13 protein-coding genes are annotated in these 18,146 nt (G+C 50.7%); all 13 read right to left on the bottom strand.

Annotated elements, in window-relative coordinates:
* Positions 1–11: 11 nt before the first annotated feature.
* The 13 genes from ACHZA2_RS18020 to ACHZA2_RS17960 all read right to left on the bottom strand — a co-directional run bounded on the left by ACHZA2_RS18020 (position 12) and on the right by ACHZA2_RS17960 (position 18,057).
* Positions 12–839, bottom strand: a complete 828-nt coding sequence (locus ACHZA2_RS18020; protein WP_319580869.1) for a TatD family hydrolase — start codon at positions 837–839, stop codon at positions 12–14.
* The gene (locus ACHZA2_RS18015; RefSeq protein ID WP_319537521.1) at positions 811–1,164 is read right to left on the bottom strand and encodes a dihydroneopterin aldolase family protein; all 354 of its coding nucleotides are present in this window, start codon (positions 1,162–1,164) and stop codon (positions 811–813) included. Before ACHZA2_RS18015 ends, ACHZA2_RS18020 begins: the two co-directional genes overlap by 29 nt.
* 157 nt (positions 1,165–1,321) lie before the next feature.
* Entirely contained in the window at positions 1,322–3,442 is a 2,121-nt protein-coding gene (locus tag ACHZA2_RS18010; RefSeq protein WP_319537522.1) for a minichromosome maintenance protein MCM, read from the bottom strand.
* Between the two features lie 88 nt (positions 3,443–3,530).
* Positions 3,531–4,835, bottom strand: a complete 1,305-nt coding sequence (locus ACHZA2_RS18005) for a response regulator (protein WP_319580868.1) — start codon at positions 4,833–4,835, stop codon at positions 3,531–3,533.
* A gap of 14 nt (positions 4,836–4,849) precedes the next feature.
* Positions 4,850–6,154, bottom strand: coding sequence for a hybrid sensor histidine kinase/response regulator (locus ACHZA2_RS18000; RefSeq protein ID WP_319580867.1), 1,305 nt, complete (start codon positions 6,152–6,154; stop codon positions 4,850–4,852).
* Positions 6,155–6,166: 12 nt separating this feature from the next.
* Positions 6,167–7,198, bottom strand: coding sequence for a chemotaxis-specific protein-glutamate methyltransferase CheB (gene cheB, locus ACHZA2_RS17995; RefSeq protein WP_319580866.1), 1,032 nt, complete (start codon positions 7,196–7,198; stop codon positions 6,167–6,169).
* Between the two features lie 10 nt (positions 7,199–7,208).
* A complete protein-coding gene (locus tag ACHZA2_RS17990) occupies positions 7,209–9,623 on the bottom strand; it encodes a response regulator (protein WP_319580865.1) in 2,415 nt (804 codons plus the stop codon).
* 10 nt (positions 9,624–9,633) lie between these two features.
* Positions 9,634–12,099, bottom strand: a complete 2,466-nt coding sequence (locus tag ACHZA2_RS17985) for a methyl-accepting chemotaxis protein (RefSeq protein ID WP_319580864.1) — start codon at positions 12,097–12,099, stop codon at positions 9,634–9,636.
* 42 nt (positions 12,100–12,141) lie between these two features.
* Positions 12,142–12,705 carry a chemotaxis protein CheW gene (locus ACHZA2_RS17980; RefSeq protein ID WP_319580863.1) on the bottom strand — a complete coding sequence of 188 codons (564 nt, stop codon included), beginning with the start codon at positions 12,703–12,705 and terminating at the stop codon, positions 12,142–12,144.
* A complete protein-coding gene (locus tag ACHZA2_RS17975; RefSeq protein WP_319580862.1) occupies positions 12,705–14,276 on the bottom strand; it encodes a CheR family methyltransferase in 1,572 nt (523 codons plus the stop codon). The genes ACHZA2_RS17980 and ACHZA2_RS17975 overlap by 1 nt, the downstream gene beginning before the upstream one ends.
* Positions 14,276–14,737: a chemotaxis protein CheW gene (locus ACHZA2_RS17970; protein WP_319580861.1), complete on the bottom strand. Its 462-nt coding sequence runs from the start codon at positions 14,735–14,737 to the stop codon at positions 14,276–14,278. The genes ACHZA2_RS17975 and ACHZA2_RS17970 overlap by 1 nt, the downstream gene beginning before the upstream one ends.
* A gap of 62 nt (positions 14,738–14,799) precedes the next feature.
* On the bottom strand, positions 14,800–15,765 hold the full coding sequence (locus ACHZA2_RS17965; protein ID WP_319580860.1) for a replication factor C small subunit: 966 nt from the start codon (positions 15,763–15,765) through the stop codon (positions 14,800–14,802).
* A gap of 21 nt (positions 15,766–15,786) precedes the next feature.
* Positions 15,787–18,057 (bottom strand): tetratricopeptide repeat protein, encoded by a 2,271-nt coding sequence (locus ACHZA2_RS17960; RefSeq protein WP_319580859.1) that lies wholly within the window; start codon positions 18,055–18,057, stop codon positions 15,787–15,789.
* Positions 18,058–18,146: the final 89 nt, after the last annotated feature.

Genomic DNA, 18,146 nt, shown 5'->3' with positions numbered 1-18,146 from the left:
ACGGATCCAAGTCAGATCCTGATCTCAACCCCGTACACTTCTTCAGGGGTTTTCTGGTGTATCCTGAAAATATCCTCTTCAGAGATCTTCCCTGCCTGCAGGAGACTTGTTGTCTGTCTGGGAACCGAACGTGGTCCCATCACTGCTCCCGGGCGTTCATTCTCATCCATGTAGTCACTCTCCATGGTAAACTTCCTCTTCTGCTGACAGAGTTCAGGAATACTCTCATGTTTTGCGACCAGAGATGGCATGAGCGGGGTTTCTGGAGAACCAAAATGCTTGACAATTCGTGTGGCATCCATTCCCGCTGATCCTGCCATCTCAACAACGTCATCACATGGCCCGGTCTCCGCATGGATCTGTACGGCACACCCGAGTTCTCCACCAAGTGTGAGGGCATGGAAGAGGATCTGATTTGATGCATTCAGTATCTCGGGTGAGGTCTCATAGTGTGGCCTTCCGCTCTTCAGCCCCACTGCTCTTCCATCTTTCACATATGCTGCTGCGCAGTCGAGACCCTCTTTCATCACCAACGTTGCCTCCTCTAATGTGAGGCGGGGAGTCAGTGCCGTGATCTCGGCGGGATGAACACCGAGAAGTGGAAAGACAACGATTCCTTCTTCCTCGATCAGTTTTGCTATTGCCAGTGTCTCATCGAATACAGCAGCAAAATCCTCGCCTGAAGATGGATGAACATCGAGCGACCAGGACGGTTTAGTAACAAGGCAGATATGGGTCCCGCCTGATCGTTTGAAGTCCTTTATAGCATCAATCCCACGACCGTTTCTTGGATCGATGTGGATATGATCATCAAGAACTGGAAACTTCGGACTCTTCATCAATCCACTCTATCCGCATCATCGGATATTCACCTTCCCGTGAGAGCGATACATGGCAGGCAGCCTGGTTTACCCTGACCGTCATCTCCACATCAAGCATTAACCCTGCAAGTTCACTGTACCCGAACGAGTTCGGGATCATCGCTTCACGATCAAGACCCACCGTGATCTCGGTGACATACGGCTGCTGGATATGGGCATTCTCGATAGCCCGCTCAAGGGAACCGGCTGATTCACGTGAGACCGGTGTCCCCACCCACTGGTGATAGAGGGCTCCGAGCTTAATGCCAGCCTCGAACGCTGCACGCTCACGATCAGATATCATAAGGCCTCGCTGAACACCTGACCACAGGATTGATATTGAAAATCATGACCAACACTCAGTAATTGTTTCGATCATAACGATTGTATTCTCCGGTATATAACAAAGGATGACATGGCTGATGCCTGTCTGACCCGTCGGCCATCTGCATCAGTCTTTCTTAAATGAGTTTGATGACTCCCTGTTTGGGCTCCATCGCCTCTCCTGATCTGAGCATCGCCCTGATCTGCTTGTCAACATCATCCTTGTCAAAGCCCTGGCTCCGCACCCGCTCGATTACATCCTCAATGTGGGCACGACCGTTATCATCAGCAGTATCCCTGATAACCTGTTTGATGGTTCTGATCAGATCCCTCTTCCCCTTTGAAACCCCGGTTGCTACCATATCGATATCAAAAGAGCCGCTTGAAGGATCATAGGCTACCTGGCGCAGACAGGTGTCGATGATCCTGATCGTGCGGTCTGAATCGCTCTTTTCAATGACCGGTGATAGCCTGATCTTCGCACTCGATTCTGCAAGTCTGATGATGGCCTCAAGCTGACGGGCAGTGACCGGTACCGGCTTATTCGCATCTGCAAGGTCACGCAGTTTCATGTAATACTCGATCAACGCCTCTCTGGCCTCTGTCCCAAGCCTTGGGAAGCAGTTTCGCTTCGCATATGCCACATATTTTCTGAAGAGCGTGGGATCGATCTCTGGTGTGACCGGTTTTAACTGTTCAGCGATGTACTCGTCGGTCACGCCGTCGATCGGTGTCCGGCTGTGTTGTGCAATCAGTTCTCCCACGCTGTGGGCCTTGATCATATGCTCTGCGATAGCAAGGTCACGTTCATGTTCCGGCTTATCTGCGAGGACAAAGATCAGGTCAAAACGTGAGAGCAGAGATGGTGGCATGTTGATCTGCTCACCGATAGGTGCGAAGTCATCAAAACGCCCGTACTTCGGGTTTGCTGCACCGAGCAGAGCACACCGGGACTTGAGTGTGGCGGTGATGCCTGCCTTTGCGATCGAAATGGACTGCTGCTCCATAGCCTCGTGAAGGGCAGAGCGATCGTTCTTGTCCATCTTGTCCATCTCATCCACACAGGCTACACCCATATCTGCCAGCACGAGTGCTCCTGCTTCAAGTGTCCACCGACCATCACCGAACTCGTCCTTGACAGCCGTTGCAGTAAGGCCCGCAGCAGTCGATGACTGACCTGATGTGTAGATAGCACGGGGAGAGAGTTTTACCACGTACCTGAGCATCTGCGACTTTGCGATACCAGGATCACCGATGAGGAGGACGTGGATATCACCCCTGAGCCTCGTACCATCAGGCATCTCCTTGGCTATACCGCCAAAGAGCTGAAGAGCGATCGCCTCTTTCACATCATCCACGCCAAAGATTGTGGGAGCTATTGAGTGGGCGATCTTCCGGTAGATCATCGGGTCCTGAGAGAGTGCGATGATCTGTTTCTCATCCTCTTCGCTGATGTTGACCTCTTCAAACTCTTTCTCAGCAACCTCGATGGAATTGCACTCGATGTAGATATCAAAGATTGTGGATTTTGTTCCGTATGAGTTGCGCTGAATGGATCTGAGAATCCCATTAATCACAATTCTGTCCCCTGCCGTGACGATTCCGGTGATATCATCCACAGCATCAACATCGATCGTCTGAGGCTGCTCGCCTCCTCGAAGCCCTTCGGGCGACTCCTGGATACGAAGTTTCTGTGAATCAACGAATCGGGAGAAGCGTGGAATCAGTTCCAGTTTCTTCTGAGTACAGCCGTCTGCAGTACAGCCTTCAGGTTCGATGAACGGTCCATACCCCTGTGCCTTTACGGTCCTGTGCCCTGACGGGCACCTGAAGACAGCGAGTGTGATCCTGGGTCTGACTTCGGTGGTCTTGCGCAGGATGCCTTCAACGCTTATCATCTGTCCGATATGATCAGACCTGATCTCCCTGATTGCGATCTTGCGGGGAAGTGAGAGGAACCTGATATTGGCATCGGCGGGGTCCTTCTCCTTTTTTACTTTTATTAACCGGTGATTCTTAATTGCATCCCTGATATCGCCAATAACCTTGCCCGGGTTCTCCAGGAGTTCATCAGCCATCTGGGTCCCGGTTTTTCCGAAACTCTCGATATCGTGATAGTTAATATAGAGAGAGCGTCGGAAGGGGTACTCACGTGATATCTCGTCAAGTTCTTTCTTGTATCTGCTTTTCAGGAATTTATGCCAGTCAGCATCCCGGTCAGTTATCTCGATCTCGTCACTATTGTCTGCAGGGGTCATGATTGATGAAGGGTCCTATACTATTCGCTTGCATGGATGATAGTTGTTCATTGCTATGAAACAGCCAAAAGAGCGGTCTGTAAGATAATCAGGCAGGGATTATGCGGAACGCATCGGTGGGGATTATCAGTTCAAAGCATGCACCCTCTCCTTCTCTGCCGATCTCGGTTATTGATATATCAGTGATCGAGAGGATCTCACGTACCAGAAAGAGGCCAAGCCCTGTGTTTTTTCCATACCCCCGCATGAATATCTGTTCTTTCTCTTCGTCAGTAACTCCTGACCCATTATCGTTTACACACACTCGCAGGTTGTCTCCATCAGGCTCTGCAGAGAGGCTTATGCAGGTTACACCGCCGCCATGCCTGACTGAATTTTCAAAGAGGTTGTAGAATACCTTCTCGATCAGCGGATCTGCAAAGATCTCATATTTGAGAGCTTCCGGGGTGATGGTAAGATCGATTGCCTGTGACTTAGGAAAGACGATACCCTTCACCATGCTGAGGGGAGTCCAGACAGCTCCATAGGTCCCGAGTTCTTCATAGAGTTTTGTGAACTCGATCTGGTTAGCAAGTTTGGCAAAGAGATCCGTCTCCTTGTCAAGATACGTTTTAAACGCTGGATCAGGATTACCTATTATCGAAAGGTCGTGATACCCCCGAATCGCCATGAGGATATTCTTCATGTCATGCCGTGTGATAGAGGAGAGGAGGTTGAGCTTGGAATTTGCCTGTGAGAGTGCACCCTCAATTCGTTTTCGCTCGGTGATCTCATAACTCAGATCATCATTGGCTTTCTGAAGCGTATCATTGGTCTCGCTCAACTGCTCGATCTGTGCAGCAAGCCTGTCCTTGGTCTCTGCCAGTTCGTTGTTCTTCTGAATTGCTATCTCGTAGGTTGAGAGAAGTATGTTGAGAATCTGAAGACGGTTGGATGTTATAAAATGACGTTTCCCTGCAAAGTACACCTCGATACCGATGTTCATCGTCTCGCTCTGCTGAAGGAACCGGTTTGCGATGATGATCTCGATGCGGGAGAGAAGATACTGATTTTCGTACGGCTTGATGATAAAATTGTCAGCGCCGCATTCAAGACCCTGAATAACATCCTGGGGATCATAAAGCTGGGTCACCAGAATTACCGGGATGGATGATGTTCTTGGATCACTCTTTATCGCAAGACATAGGTCGTATCCGCTCATCCCTGGCATCACGATGTCGGTCAGGATGAGCGAGGGGCGTTGCCCGGCAAGGATCTGTAGTGCTTCCTCACCGTTATTTGCAACAAGGGCCAGGTATCCGGCAGACTCAAGCAGGTGCTGGAGCATTGTTGCCTGTGTTTTGCTATCTTCAACGATGAGGATAGAGACATCTGAGTGAGGGATGGATTCCATCAGTGTTTCTCCATTTACTGAATCACCGTCTTGGGAAGACGAACCTGAAATGTCGTTCCCATGCCTTTTCCAGGGCTTGAAACCGTAATACTTCCACCATAAAACATGACAATACGCTGGACAATCGAGAGACCGAGACCATGTGATGAGTGATCATGTCGTGAGGGATCAGCCTTGTAAAACTCCTCAAATACCCTGTTTGCCTCATCCTGTGTCAGTCCGATCCCGGTATCTGCGATTGTAACCGCCCAGAATTCGCCTTCATCAAAGACCCTGCAGGTAATGGTTCCCCCCCTGATATTGTACTTGATGGCATTGGAGATCAGGTTGTCAAAGATGGTTGTGACATGAAACGGAGAGATGTGAGCGATACATTCGGATGGGATGTGATTGTGAACAAGGAGATTAAACTGTTTTATAGAGAAGGCATACCCGTCTATCACTTCGTGAACAACACGGCTGAGTGAGATATCAGTCGTTTCCATGGAGAACGATTCCTGGTTGAGATGGGAGAGTTTGAGAATCTGTTCAACCAGCCCTTTCAGTACATTCACATCATTGACAAGAACATCCAGGATCTCTTTCAGTTCTGAGTCCTGTTCATGCTTCAGAACGTGGGGTAAAAGTGCAACCAGGGGAGTGAGCGGAGTCTTTAGATCATGCCCGATCTTGGTGATAAGTTCGTTCTTCTGCATGAGCAGATGTTCAACTGTGTCAGTTGTTCGTTGCAGTGCCATTGTCCGGTCAACGACAAGTTCTTCAAGGCTGCCGGTCAGCACATTCATCCGGTCTGTCGCCTGTTCAAGTTCCACATTCTTGGTGACCGCTGTTCCGTAGATCGAGAGAAGAATATTCAGGATGTCATTCCTGTCAGATCTTACTGTGTACTGATTCCCTTTGTACTGTATGTTGATACTACCGTTCTCATCTGCAGGAGTCTTCCGCGGATGAAGAACCGCATCGATACCGGCAAGTAGGCCGGTTGAGTCATATGGCTTTATGATAAAGTTGTTGGCTCCGCAGCTGATGCCCCGAATCACGTCCTCAGGGTCGTAGAGTTGTGTGACGAGGATCACTGGCAGGTGGGAAATGGCAGGATCAGAACGTATGGCCGAGCAGAGTTCGTACCCGTCCATCCCTGGCATTACGATATCGGTAAGGATCAGATCAGGCATCCGCTGTCTGACTGCAACGAGGGCAGCGGTTCCGCTCTCAACAACACCGGTCTCGTACCCAGCCTGGTTGAGCAGATAGCAGAGCATATCAGCCTGAGTTCTGCTGTCCTCTGCAATCAGAATATATCTCCTTGTATCGTTCATCTCTTCTCACCGCTATCCGGCCAGTACTCGGAGTTCCTGTGCGATCTCTTCAGGAGAGAGGACAAGCGATGCAGCACCGATCCGCATGGCCTCTCCCGGCATTCCGTACACTATAGAACTGGCGCGATCCTGAATAAGGGTTATTGCACCTCTCTTTCTCATCCCAAGCAGTTCCTGTGATCCATCTGTTCCCATACCTGTCAGAAGCACTCCCACTGCTGCAGGTCCGATGTTTCCTGCAACAGATCTGAACAGGTATGAGACTGAAGGGCGGAGATTATGTTCAGGCGGAGCATCTGCCTGGAGAATTCGCAGATCGCTTGACACCCCTGTCTGGATATTGTCAGGCGCCACGTATAAGACTCCAGGGAGAAGTTTCTCATTCTCCTCTGGAACTTTCACTCTGAACCCTGTTGATTCGGAGAGCCATTCTGCAAATCCATGGATGAATCCCGGTGACATATGCTGAACCAGAACCAGAGGCAGAGGAAACTTTGGATCCAGCAGGCGCAGTATCGTCTGGATCACCGGCGGGCCACCGGTAGAGGCACCGATAGCGATCAACCTCGGGGGAACGCCCTTCGGAATTATTGTAAGGTCTGGGATATTGTGTTTCTGGCGATGAGTTCTGGCTCTCCTGATCACCTTGATCTCAACATATGTTCTGATCGCGTTGATGATCTCCTGAGATTTAACAGGGAACTCCTGACTTGTCGGATGTGGAGGTTTTGGGAGGATCGCCAGTGCACCGGCTTCCATGACCCTGAATGAGGCTGCTATCTCGGCGAGATTATCAACACCGCTTATGATAATGATCGGGACCGGCGACTCCTCCATGATCTGCCTGGCAGCCTCAAACCCGTCCATTCCCGGCATGTTGATGTCCATCGTTATGATATCGGGAGTCAGGATCTTTGCAAGTCTGACTGCTTCTGTGCCATTAGAAGCTGTTCCGATCACTGATATGTCGGGTTCTGATTCGAGAATACCAGAAAGAAGATCGCGTGAGACCTTCGAGTCATCAACAACAAGGACGTGAATCATGGGGATGCTTCTACAGGATATGTCTGCTGATCACTTCAAGCAGGTTACTTTGATCAAAACTGCTTTTAACTAAGTACGCTGTAGCCCCGACCGTGATCCCGTGCTCACGGTCTTCTCTGGAGTCGAGTGACGTGACGAGAATAACCGGGATCTCTGCAAATGCAGGATCAGCCTTGATCTTCTCGGTAAGGACAAACCCATTCATCCGTGGCATGTCCACATCAGAGACAACGAGATCAACCGGCTTTTGTTTTAATTTGATGAGTGCATCAACTCCGTCAACCGCTGTCTCGACAAGGTATCCCGCCCCTTCCAGGATATTTTTAAGAAGCATACGAGATGTTATTGAATCCTCTGTCACCAGGATGCTCCGCTGCCCGGTTTGTTCCTCCTGTATCAGGGGTGGCTGGGGCAGATGTGGCATACCCATAATTGTAGCAGCCAGGTCTTCGCAGTTGATGACCGGAATAACGACTCCGTCACCGGTTATGGAAGCGCCACTGATATGCCTGATACGTTTCAACTGAGGGCCGAGATTCTTTACTACGATCTCCTGTGCTCCTGTCACCTCATCAACAAGTAGGCCGAACCTGACTCCGGCTGCGGATGTGACCATCAGGTGGAGTGGTTTTTCTTTAGAGATCCCTGAATCTGGAAGTCCGAGTATCTGGGCCAGGCTTACCACCGCCAAAGGTTCATCACCGGTCTCCACTACTGTCCTGTTCTCGATTGTCTTCAGATCATCAGACACAATTCGCATAGCCCGTTCAATTGAGCGGAGTGGAAGAAAGTACTGATGACGGCTTGTTGTAACTCCGATTCCCCTGAAGGTAGCGAGTGACAGCGGCAAGGTCAGCACGAATGATGTCCCGCCAGGCCCTGACTCAACCCTGACATTGCCACCGATCTGTTCTGTTTTTTCAAGCACAATAGCCAGGCCGAGTCCGCGGCCTGATACAGTTGAGACAGTTCTGCTTGTAGAAAGGCCTGATCTGAAGATCAGTCGGTTGATCTGATCAGGGAGGAGATCATCTGCCTCTTCCTTTGTGATGATCCCCCTGGAGATGGCAGTCGAGAGAATGGTCTTTTGCTCAAGTCCTCCTCCGTCGTCAGAGATGCGGATCTCAGCCTGGTGACCCCGGAGGTGGGAGACCGTAATCCTGATCTCTCCCCGGTCCGGTTTTCCCTTTTCTCTTCTTGCATCCGGCGATTCGATCCCGTGATCAATGCTGTTCCTGATGATATGGAGGATCGGGTCTTTGAGTTCTTCGAGTATTCTCCGGTCGATCTCTATATCAGCACCAGAAATGGTGACATCAACATTCTTCCCGTGTTCCCGTGCCAGGTCGCGTGCCGCACGGGGGTACATCTCAAGGATTGAAGAGGCTGGTACAAGGATGACCTGTTTTATCTCATCGATAAGTTCTGTGGTTGCGGTATCAAGGAGATAATGATCTCGTGCCGCTGCCCTGGATATTGAGGTCAGTTCCTTCTCAAGATTCTGGATGAACCCATGATTATAATCCAGAAATTCAGCGATGTGTTCGGATTCTGCTAACTGAAATCCTGACGCTTCAGCATCGGTACGCAGATGCTCGATATCGGTTGTGATCTGTGTCCATGCCCATCTCCATGCAAGAAAACTCTGAAGCAGATCACGGATGGAAGTTGAGCGCTGGCTGACTGCCAGGCGTGCACCCATCAGATCATCTGCCCTTGCAAAGAGTGTTTCAAGGCGATCTGATGAGATCTTGATAGTAGGACCTACCCTTAGCCCCCCGGATGGCTGGGCCTTTTCAGATACAGGTATCTTCTGCTCAAGTTCTGTGGCAGGTCTCACCTGTGTTGGTTCGATCGGACGAATAGTGGCATGGGGGATCGCAGGAGTTTTCTCTCCGGACTGCCCTGACTGATGATCTGTTCTGAATGGTTCAGCGGGTTTTTCGGGAGAAAGGGTATGGGATTTTGGATATTCCTGTCCTGATATCCCGGGGGAAGAGATCGGCCGGGCAGGTGCTGGTTCTGTCGAAGTACCTGCTGAAATACCTTTCAACTTTTTGATCAGATCAGCGGTCTTGACTCCTTTCTCCTGGGCCAGCAGTTGCTCAACTGCATGAATGACCTCATGAAAAAGATCGAACGAGTCTGGCGAGAGAGTGAGACTTCCTTTCTTCACCGCAGAGAAGACACTCTCCTGCTGCTGGCAGAGGGTCTCGATCTCCCTGAGCCCGACCGCCCTGGCAGCACCTTTCAGACTGTGAGTCTCCCTGAAGACCTGTTCTATAACCCGATCATACTCATCGCGAGGGGTTCCGCTCTGTTCTAGCAAAAGCAGACCTGAAGCTATGGCTTCCAGGTGCTCCTGAGCCTCTCCCCGGAATGTCTCAAGCAGCTGGGCCAGAAACTCGTCCCCGTTCAGAGCCATGCCAGCCTCATCAGAGTTTGAACCGCTCGGTGATCTGCTTCAGGGTAATCCCAAGGTCATGGAGATCCTTGGCAGTCTTCTCAACCTGTCTGGTCACTTCGAGGTTGTTCTGCGCAGCCATCCTGATGCTCTCCATGGCTGAGGAGATCTGATCCATTCCGACGACCTGCTCCTGGCTTGAGGCCGTGATCTGGATTGCAGCTTTTGCTGCCTCATTGACATTTTGTGCAAGGGCTGCGATAGCATCTCGTGCCTCACTACTCAGTTTCAGACCGGTTGCCACAGTCTTGGTTCCCTGTTCGGTAGAGATCACAGTCGAGCTGATCCCTCGCTGGATATCTGTGAGTATAGTTCTGATGTGGGTGGTTGCAAGTTTTGACTGCTCGGCAAGACTCTTGATTTCCTGTGCGACAACCCCAAATCCCCGTCCGTAATCTCCTGCCTTTGCTGCTTCTATCGATGCATTCACGGCGAGGAGATTGGACTGTTCTGCAATGTCAGTCACTGTCGCGATGATCTCGCCGATGGCCTGGCTCTGTTCACTGAGTTTGACAACGCTTCCTGCAATTGATTCCATCTGCTGCTGGATGTGGGTCATGCCTGCAAGGATCTCGTCTACCGACTCCTGACCTGCCTGGGCAACCTGACTCACTGCAACAGACTTATCTGATACGTTTCTTGCCTTTGCATTGGTAATCTCGGTGGTCTTTCTGACCTCCTCAACGGTGGCTGAGGTCTCGTTGACTGAAGTTGCTGTCTGAGCGGTACCTGATGAGAGTTCTGCAGTGACCGAGAGGATCTCACTTGAAGCTGCCGAGAGGACGTTGACTGATTCAAAGAGTTCCTCATTGATCATCTTCATCATGCGTGAGAGCTCGATTCCGATCTCATTGAGTGCGTTTTTGAACTCAACGAAGTCTCCCTTCACATCAAGAGTCTCGTTCATCCTGGCACTGAAGTTACCTGATGCAAACTCCTGGGAGACACGCATCGCTTCGTGGAGAGGCTCGACAACCGCATCAAGTGTTGAGTTCATTCCCTCCACTATCTTCCGGTAATCACCTGTATGACGTCCGGGATCAGCCCGTGCCAGAAGTTCTCCCCGCACTGCCATGTCGTTTAGGGAGCCGATATCGTCTATAAGAAGATTGATCGCCTCGATACATGTGTTCAGGTTATTCTTGAGTTCATTGAAGTCACCGCTGTATGGGTCGGTTATCAATGATGGGATCTCACCTTTGGCAATCCGGTCTATGTACTCGGCCGTGACATTGAGCGGTCCTATTACAGCATCAAGGGTGGCATTCACACCTTCTACGATCTTTCTAAAGTCTCCCCGGTGTTTTGATGCATCTGCCCTGATGCTGAGTTCTCCCCTGATGGCTGCCTCGCTCTGCATGCGGGAGTCTTCTATCAGAAGATTGATGGCAGTGACGCAGGTATTCAGGTTGTTTTTGAGTTCATTGAAGTCCCCGTTATATGATTCGGTGATGATTGGGGGCATATCTCCTTTGGCTATCCTGTCTACGTACTCGGCTGCGATGTTGAGCGGTCCTATGACTGCATCGAGGGTGGCATTGAATTCTGATATTATAACCCTGAAATCTCCTTCATGCTGGGCAGGGTCTGCCCGGACAGAAAGTTCGCCGTTCAGAGCCGTCCTAGTGAGAGTCCGGGTGTCGGTGATCATAGCAGTGATGGACTCTCCCATCCGGTTTAGTGCACTTCCCAGTGTTCCGATCTCATCTTCACGTCTGAATGAGACCCGTGCAGAACAGGTTCCCCTGCCGATCTGTTCTGCAACAGAGACTGCTTCTTCGAGTGGTGTGGTAATGCTCCGGGAGAGGTAAAGTCCGAATCCGAGTGAACCAACTGCTACGAAAAGAGTGACGATGATGAACACAATTGCCGAAAAAGTGGCAGTCGCGTTGCTGCTCATCCTGATGTTATCTGCCTCTCTGACTGAATTGTCGATCCTGGCATCGATGATACTAAGGATCTCGTTGCGAATCATAACCGGTCTCCCTGATGAAGAGAAAGTCTGTACTGCCTCACTCTGCTTCCCGGCATCAGCGGCCTGGATTGCTGGCTGGTAGGACTGATTCAGATCCTTAATGAGTCCTGATAATCTGTCGATATCTGCACTATTTGTGGGGTCTGTGTAATTTGCTTTGTAACTATTGATGGTGGTCTCCAGAAGTGTAAATGAACTTGAAAGGTTCTCTTTCAGTGCAGCCCGTTCTTCTGGGAAAAGAGTGTATCTGAGTATATTTGTCCTGATGGTTCCTATCTGGACATCGACCTGATCCAATGTATGAACTGGCAGAAGAGCCTGCTCATACATGATATCGTTATTTTTGGCGATGTCCTGCATGTTTACAACTCCGAAGATTGCAATGGCAACCATTATCAGGCAGACTGCCAGAAATCCTCCGACCAGTTTATACCCTATCCGGGTGTTATCAAACAATTTCATAGAAATTCACAGATTTTTCCGAATTTTTTCAGTCATCGGTGTTCATTCATCTCCTACCACCATCGCGGGGTCAGAGAGCAGGACGTTAGCATCTATGATCATCAGGGGTCCAGGTAGAACCCCTGTCAGATATACTGCTCCGGGTCCGCTGATCGTGGGAGGCGGCCTGCTTACCTGATCTGTATGTATCATCCTGGTTCTTACGATTGCATCTGCCAGTACTCCGAATGTCATCTCATCTCCTGATAGGACGATGATGCGGTTAAAGTCAGTCAGTCCCTTGGGAGGCATGCCGAGGACTGTTCTGAGATCAATGATCGAGAGTATTGATCCATGAAGGCTGATGATGCCAAGGATGAACGGGGGAGCTCCCGGAAGATACGTGATCTCTTTCAGTAGGGCAACCTCCCTGATATGCTCCATACCTATTGCATAGTGCTCGCCTGAGAGGAGGAACTCCAGTACTTCAACCCCGGATTCGTCTTCACGCTCCTCACTGATCGGAGCTGCAAGTTCACGTGCCCTCTGCACCAGGATCTCTGCGGCAGAAAGAGTGGAGACGATTTCACCTGAAGAGACAGGGTCGGAGTCGGTATTTTCATTCATCAGGGTGTCACCCCTGCAAGTAGTGTCCGGACCATCTCACGGACACGGACTGCCGGCATCCCATCGGTCTCATCCACCGGTGCATCATCTGTCATAGATGAGAGGAGATCAAGTGCAATCTGAAAATGTCGTCTTGCCTCGGGTTGCCTCCCCTGCGACCGCAGGGCCGTCCCGAGCATCAGGTGTGCAGGAATGTAATCTGGTTCAGCATAGAGTGCCTGCCTGAGTGACTGGATGGCTGCAGGGAGATCGCCCTGATCCTGTTGGATCACTGCACGTAGGTGATACGCTCCGGCATAGAGAGGATCGACTGAAAGGATTCTGTCGCACCATCCGAGTGCATGGTCTGGGTCACCCTGATCCGCATAGATCTTTGCCAGCATTCCCATTGTTGTAATAATCTTTGGGGATGGGGAATCTTCATCCAGAAGTAAGAGTTCAGCCTCGTTCAGTCTGCCTGCCTGGATCAACAGATCAGGGTTCACGTCTTCTGTCGTAGGGTTCCTGCTTGCGAGTGGGGTCTGCAGTTTTTGAGATCGTATTACTACAGGATTCAGGGGTTGAAGGGGGCTGCCGAGATCTTGGATTGAAGACTTCTTTTTATGTAGCGATTTTGCTCTGACAGAATCCGGGATACCCTCTCCGGGCATCTCGTCCTGATCAATTTCAATCCCGGTAACCGGAGGGGTTAGGATTGTGTGGGGAGTATCTTTCTTCTCATCCTCAGTTCCTTTTCTGAAGAGAAAGACAGAACTACGTTTTACCTGAATGAAGTGCGGGTGCTGTGCATAACTGATCTCCTGGGGACTGACAACAAGCCATCCTCCCTCAATGAGTGCGGAGTTAAGCCGGTCAACAACCCCGGAAGCAAGTTCTGATGAGAAGTACATCAGCACATTACGGCAGAGGATCAGGTCCATCGTCATAGTACCGGTCAGGGGAGAGGGATACCGGTCATTGATGAGATTCAGCCTGCTGAACCTGACCATCCTTCTTATCTGATCTGAAACCTGGAATCTGCCATCGATGGAGGGGAGGACATACCGATCGATCGGAACTGGTGACTCTTCCCTGAAAGACCACCGTGAGTATATTCCTTTCTCTGCCGCATGGAGGGAACTGGGATTTATATCTGACGCAAGGATTGTGACCTCCCAGTCATTGATGTCAGGGAGCAGGTAACTGATAAGGATAGCGAGTGAGTACGGCTCTTCTCCTGTACTACACGCGGCAGACCAGATACGCAGGTATTTTCCTGATACCCGGCGTGTTCTGATAAGGTTCGGGAGAAGGTTATCCCGAAGCTGCTGAAAGAGAAATTTATCCCTGAAGAAGTAGGTCTCGCCGATCGTGAGTTTTTTTATGAGTGCCTCTTCAACAGCAGAAGCCCGGGCTGGATCATTGAGTGCCTGAATACACGAGGCAGGATCAATGAGTCCGAGATCCTGGCATGCTGTAAAAAAACCCCTTTCAAGATCTGACATCCGGTCCGGTGCGTACGCAAATCCGATCCGCTCGTTGACAAACCTGTACACTCTCTGAAGATCATCTGAAGGAAGTGTTTCAGGCATCAGGCTTTGCCCCCTGTCTGCCTGTTGAGTACTGTCGATAGTGTTTCTTCTTCATCGGGAAGAAGAAATTGGTCCGGGTCAGTGATCAGAATCATTCCCTCAGCGGTCTTTACCAGTCCATGGACACCGGTCATTCCCGGGAGTACTGAGTCGGCGTCTATAAAATCTTCAGAAATATCCGATACTCCGATCACCTGATCCGCGATCAGGGCTGCCTTTCTCCTGGTGGTTGATGTAACAATGAGCAGGTCAGCAGGATCAGGAGATCTGTCAGGAAGCAGAAACCGGGCACGGAGAGAGAAGACAGGGATGATCGTCCCATGATAATTGATGATACCTGCTACTGCCTCCGGAGCTGCAGACACCCCGGTGATCTCAACCATCCTCACCACATGATCAGCAACCGGCACTGGAATGCCAAATTGCCTGCCAGCAACCATGAAGATGAGGAACTCTGCCATTTCTATCTATTGTGGTGTTTTTTCCTCCACATATAGATATATGGTACCGGTACGATGAATCGTCAGATCTCTTTACCGCAGATCACAAACTTTGCGATCAGGGACTGCATCTGTATATCACTTGATGCACCTTCCGAGAGTCTGAAGTCTGTCTCTCCCAGGTGATCGATCATCTTAACCTTCACACCCTCGGGAAGATCCCGTTTAATGAGGGCCCGGTAGAGCTGGCCGATGAGTTCCTGTGGAGAGATCCCCCTGTCATGAAGTAACTGATCCAGAACCCTGCCTGCACCCTCAAAATTACCAGACAGGCAGAGGAGAATAAGGTCCTCGATCTCATCCGGCCGTGCGGTTGCCGTAATCGCGTAGATCATGACAGGTTCGATCGCCCTCTCCAGGATTGCTGCACCCTGTAATGCGTTGATCGCTTTGCGCATATCACCCTGGGCAACATAAAAGATCGCGTCCACAACTTCAGAACTTACTTCAAGATTCTGGTCCGCAGAGATCCGCGAGACCATCTCGGTGATCGCAGCCTTCGAGAGAGGTCGGAACCGGTAGATGGCACATCTGCTCTGTATCGGATCGATTATTTTTGAGGAGTAGTTACAGGAGAGTATGAACCTGCAGGTCTGGGCGTAGGTCTCCATCGTTCTGCGCAGGGCAGACTGGGCATCATTGGTCAGGGCGTCAGCTTCGTCGAGGAAGAGGATCTTAAAGGAAGAATTGCCGAAGGGAGAGGTTCGTGCAAACTGCTTGATCTGGGTACGCACCACATCGATACCACGCTCATCTGACGCATTGAGCTCCCTGAAGTTCATCTGCCAGTCATCGCCGAAGAACTCCCGTGCCAGGGCAACAGCAGCGGTTGTCTTCCCTACACCCGCAGTTCCTGTGAACAGAAGGTGTGGCATCTCGCCCTTACTGACATAGGATCTCAGCCGCTCGATGATCTCGGGCTGACCAACAATATCAGCCAGTTTTCGCGGCCGGTATTTTTCTATCCATATTGCATGAGTCTCATCCATATCTGCGATCCTTTGGTTGTACTATTCAACGTCCTTCATAATAGAATCTCGATTTTTCACAATGATATGAGGCGCCGTCTCTTCACCTTTCAGAATCCTCATACATGACTCTCTGCTCAGGTACGAGTCTCCGTCTTCAGGGTCAAGGTCCATTGCACGTTCGAAACACTGTATAGCCTCAACATGATCTCCTGCATCACGGAGAGTGTGACCCCGCATATTCCAGACCTCTGCATTTTCAGAATCTGCCTCCAGAGAGAGGGCATAGAACTCATCGGCACGTGAGAACTCGGTCAGGTCAGCCCAGGCATTCCCAAGTGCAAACAATGCCCGTGGATCCTGATGACTGAACGCTTCAGATCGCTCAAGACAGATCCGTGCCTCATCCTCTCTATCAATATCCATCAGAACCATTCCCTTTCCGTAGAGATCCCAGAAGTTATCACCTTTCAGGGAGAGGGCGGTATCATACTCTCTGATCGCTGCATCCCATTCCCCAAGAAAGAGAAGTGCATGGATCTTTCCTTCCCTGGCAGCATGGTCAGAATTGTCAAGTGCAAGTGCCTTATCGTATGCGATACAGGCAGCCCGTCCCTCCCGGTCAGATTCTAAAGCATCACCAAGCAGACGCCAGCATTCAGGGTTGTCAGGTTCTATCCCGGTTGCCCGGGTCAGGCTTCGGGATGCATCATGAAACCTGGAGCATTCGATCTCTGATCGCCCCTGAATAATCCATGCATCATACCTGTCTTCAGTGAGGGATGTTGCCTGTCGTGATGCGATCAGTGCATCATCTGCATTACCAATATCCAGAAGGATCCTCGCACGTGACAGCCAGAGTTCTGCATCATCAGGTCTGATTATCAAAGCAGAGGTGTACCGCTCAAGTGCTTTTTCAGGATCGCCGAGGGTTTCGTATGCTTCCCCTGTAAGGCGGAGTATATGGATGTCATCTGGTCTCAACTGGTGAATCTGTTCAAGGAACCCTGCGGCATCTTCATGGAGTCCACGTTCAGCAGAGAGTCTGGCAAGACGATACAGGCATGAAACTCTTCCGGAATCACGGGTAAGTGCATCCTGCAGGATCGTGAAGGCAATATCCTGCCTGCCGGTTTCAACAGCCAGATCTGCATGAGCGAGATCCAGGTGGTCATCATCGGGGATAATCGACCTGCCTTTTTCAAGTAGTGCAATGGCTTCATCAGGCTTACCAGTGTGCCAGCCTTTTACTTTTGCTTCGAAGAGGTACCACACATGGTTTTTGGGATCCCTGAGGCGACATTCTGAACAGATGCTACAGATCTCTTCCCACTCTTCGAGTTGAAAGAGAGCCCTGACTTTCCCATCATATGCCTCAAGCGAGTCAGGTTTCACCTCAAGTACCTGGTTGAACGCTTCTATCGCTTCCTGCGGCCGGTCAGAAGATCCGAGTGCCCTCCCTAGATGAAGGGCAATGTCAGATTCAGATGGTGCAAGTCTGTGTGCCTCACGGAGACACACAATTGCCTCCTCAAATTCTCCCTGGATCGCCAGGACCAGTCCTTTAAGAAGGAATGGCATATGTCCCGGGTTCTCGAGTTTTGCAGCGACTGAGAAACAGCTGAGCGATCGCTCGTACTTTTCGGCTACCATCAGGGCCAGGCCCTTTTTGAGCCAGGGATATACGGCCTCCGGACTGATCCTGATCAGTTCATCATAGCAGGCTATCTCCCCGGTTCGATCACCCATCTGCTCAAGAACCCGGGCTCGATGATAGAGTACCTGCTGATCTTCAGGGCTGATCTCTAGAGCCCGGTCAAAGGATCTGAGTGCCTCTTTAAGTTCACCTTCCCGCTGGCAGCAGAGACCTATCTGATCCCAAATTGCAGGATTTTCAGGATCAAAAACTGAGCCATGCTGCAGTGCTTCTTTCGCTTCCCTGAACCGGCCCAGTCCGAACATCGTAACCCCGAGTTCAAACCAGGCTTCAGAAGAGAAGGGGTGAAGCCGGGTGGCCTGAGTAAATAACGTGAGAGCCCGGGTAAGTTCACCGGCCTGGGCCGCGATCATACCGAGCTGGAGATGCACCCCTGGCGTGTGGGGTGAGATCTGTATAAGTCTGTTGAAAACTGTTCGTGCTTCCTCCTGACGCCCTGCCATGCGGAGGGTGAACCCCTTGTTGAACAGAGCAAGTGGATCATCCTGTTCTTCTTCAAGGATCTGATCGATACATGAGATCGACTGCTCATACTCAGAACGTCTGGCATGTTCGACTGCCCGGAGCATTATCAGGTCTTTTTCCTGCTCATCCATAAACGAACCTGTTCTTTGATATCGGCGATCTGGCTGATTGCCGGGAATGGCAGGTCTCTGTAATTCAGCCTTCTCTGCTGAGAAAACAG

The organism is uncultured Methanospirillum sp., from assembly GCF_963668415.2.
In the GTDB taxonomy this organism is placed as follows: Archaea; Halobacteriota; Methanomicrobia; order Methanomicrobiales; family Methanospirillaceae; genus Methanospirillum.
The sequence above is the reverse complement of the archived record's forward strand: the minus strand, read 5'-3'. Positions and strand labels throughout refer to the sequence as shown.

Coding starts and splice junctions, on each gene's coding strand:
- ACHZA2_RS18020 (WP_319580869.1), bottom strand. CDS start 839: ATGAAGAGTCCGAAGTTTCCAGTTCTTGATGATCATATCCACATCGAT.
- ACHZA2_RS18015 (WP_319537521.1), bottom strand. CDS start 1,164: ATGATATCTGATCGTGAGCGTGCAGCGTTCGAGGCTGGCATTAAGCTC.
- ACHZA2_RS18010 (WP_319537522.1), bottom strand. CDS start 3,442: ATGACCCCTGCAGACAATAGTGACGAGATCGAGATAACTGACCGGGAT.
- ACHZA2_RS18005 (WP_319580868.1), bottom strand. CDS start 4,835: ATGGAATCCATCCCTCACTCAGATGTCTCTATCCTCATCGTTGAAGAT.
- ACHZA2_RS18000 (WP_319580867.1), bottom strand. CDS start 6,154: ATGAACGATACAAGGAGATATATTCTGATTGCAGAGGACAGCAGAACT.
- cheB (WP_319580866.1), bottom strand. CDS start 7,198: ATGATTCACGTCCTTGTTGTTGATGACTCGAAGGTCTCACGCGATCTT.
- ACHZA2_RS17990 (WP_319580865.1), bottom strand. CDS start 9,623: ATGGCTCTGAACGGGGACGAGTTTCTGGCCCAGCTGCTTGAGACATTC.
- ACHZA2_RS17985 (WP_319580864.1), bottom strand. CDS start 12,099: ATGAAATTGTTTGATAACACCCGGATAGGGTATAAACTGGTCGGAGGA.
- ACHZA2_RS17980 (WP_319580863.1), bottom strand. CDS start 12,705: ATGAATGAAAATACCGACTCCGACCCTGTCTCTTCAGGTGAAATCGTC.
- ACHZA2_RS17975 (WP_319580862.1), bottom strand. CDS start 14,276: ATGCCTGAAACACTTCCTTCAGATGATCTTCAGAGAGTGTACAGGTTT.
- ACHZA2_RS17970 (WP_319580861.1), bottom strand. CDS start 14,737: ATGGCAGAGTTCCTCATCTTCATGGTTGCTGGCAGGCAATTTGGCATT.
- ACHZA2_RS17965 (WP_319580860.1), bottom strand. CDS start 15,765: ATGGATGAGACTCATGCAATATGGATAGAAAAATACCGGCCGCGAAAA.
- ACHZA2_RS17960 (WP_319580859.1), bottom strand. CDS start 18,057: ATGGATGAGCAGGAAAAAGACCTGATAATGCTCCGGGCAGTCGAACAT.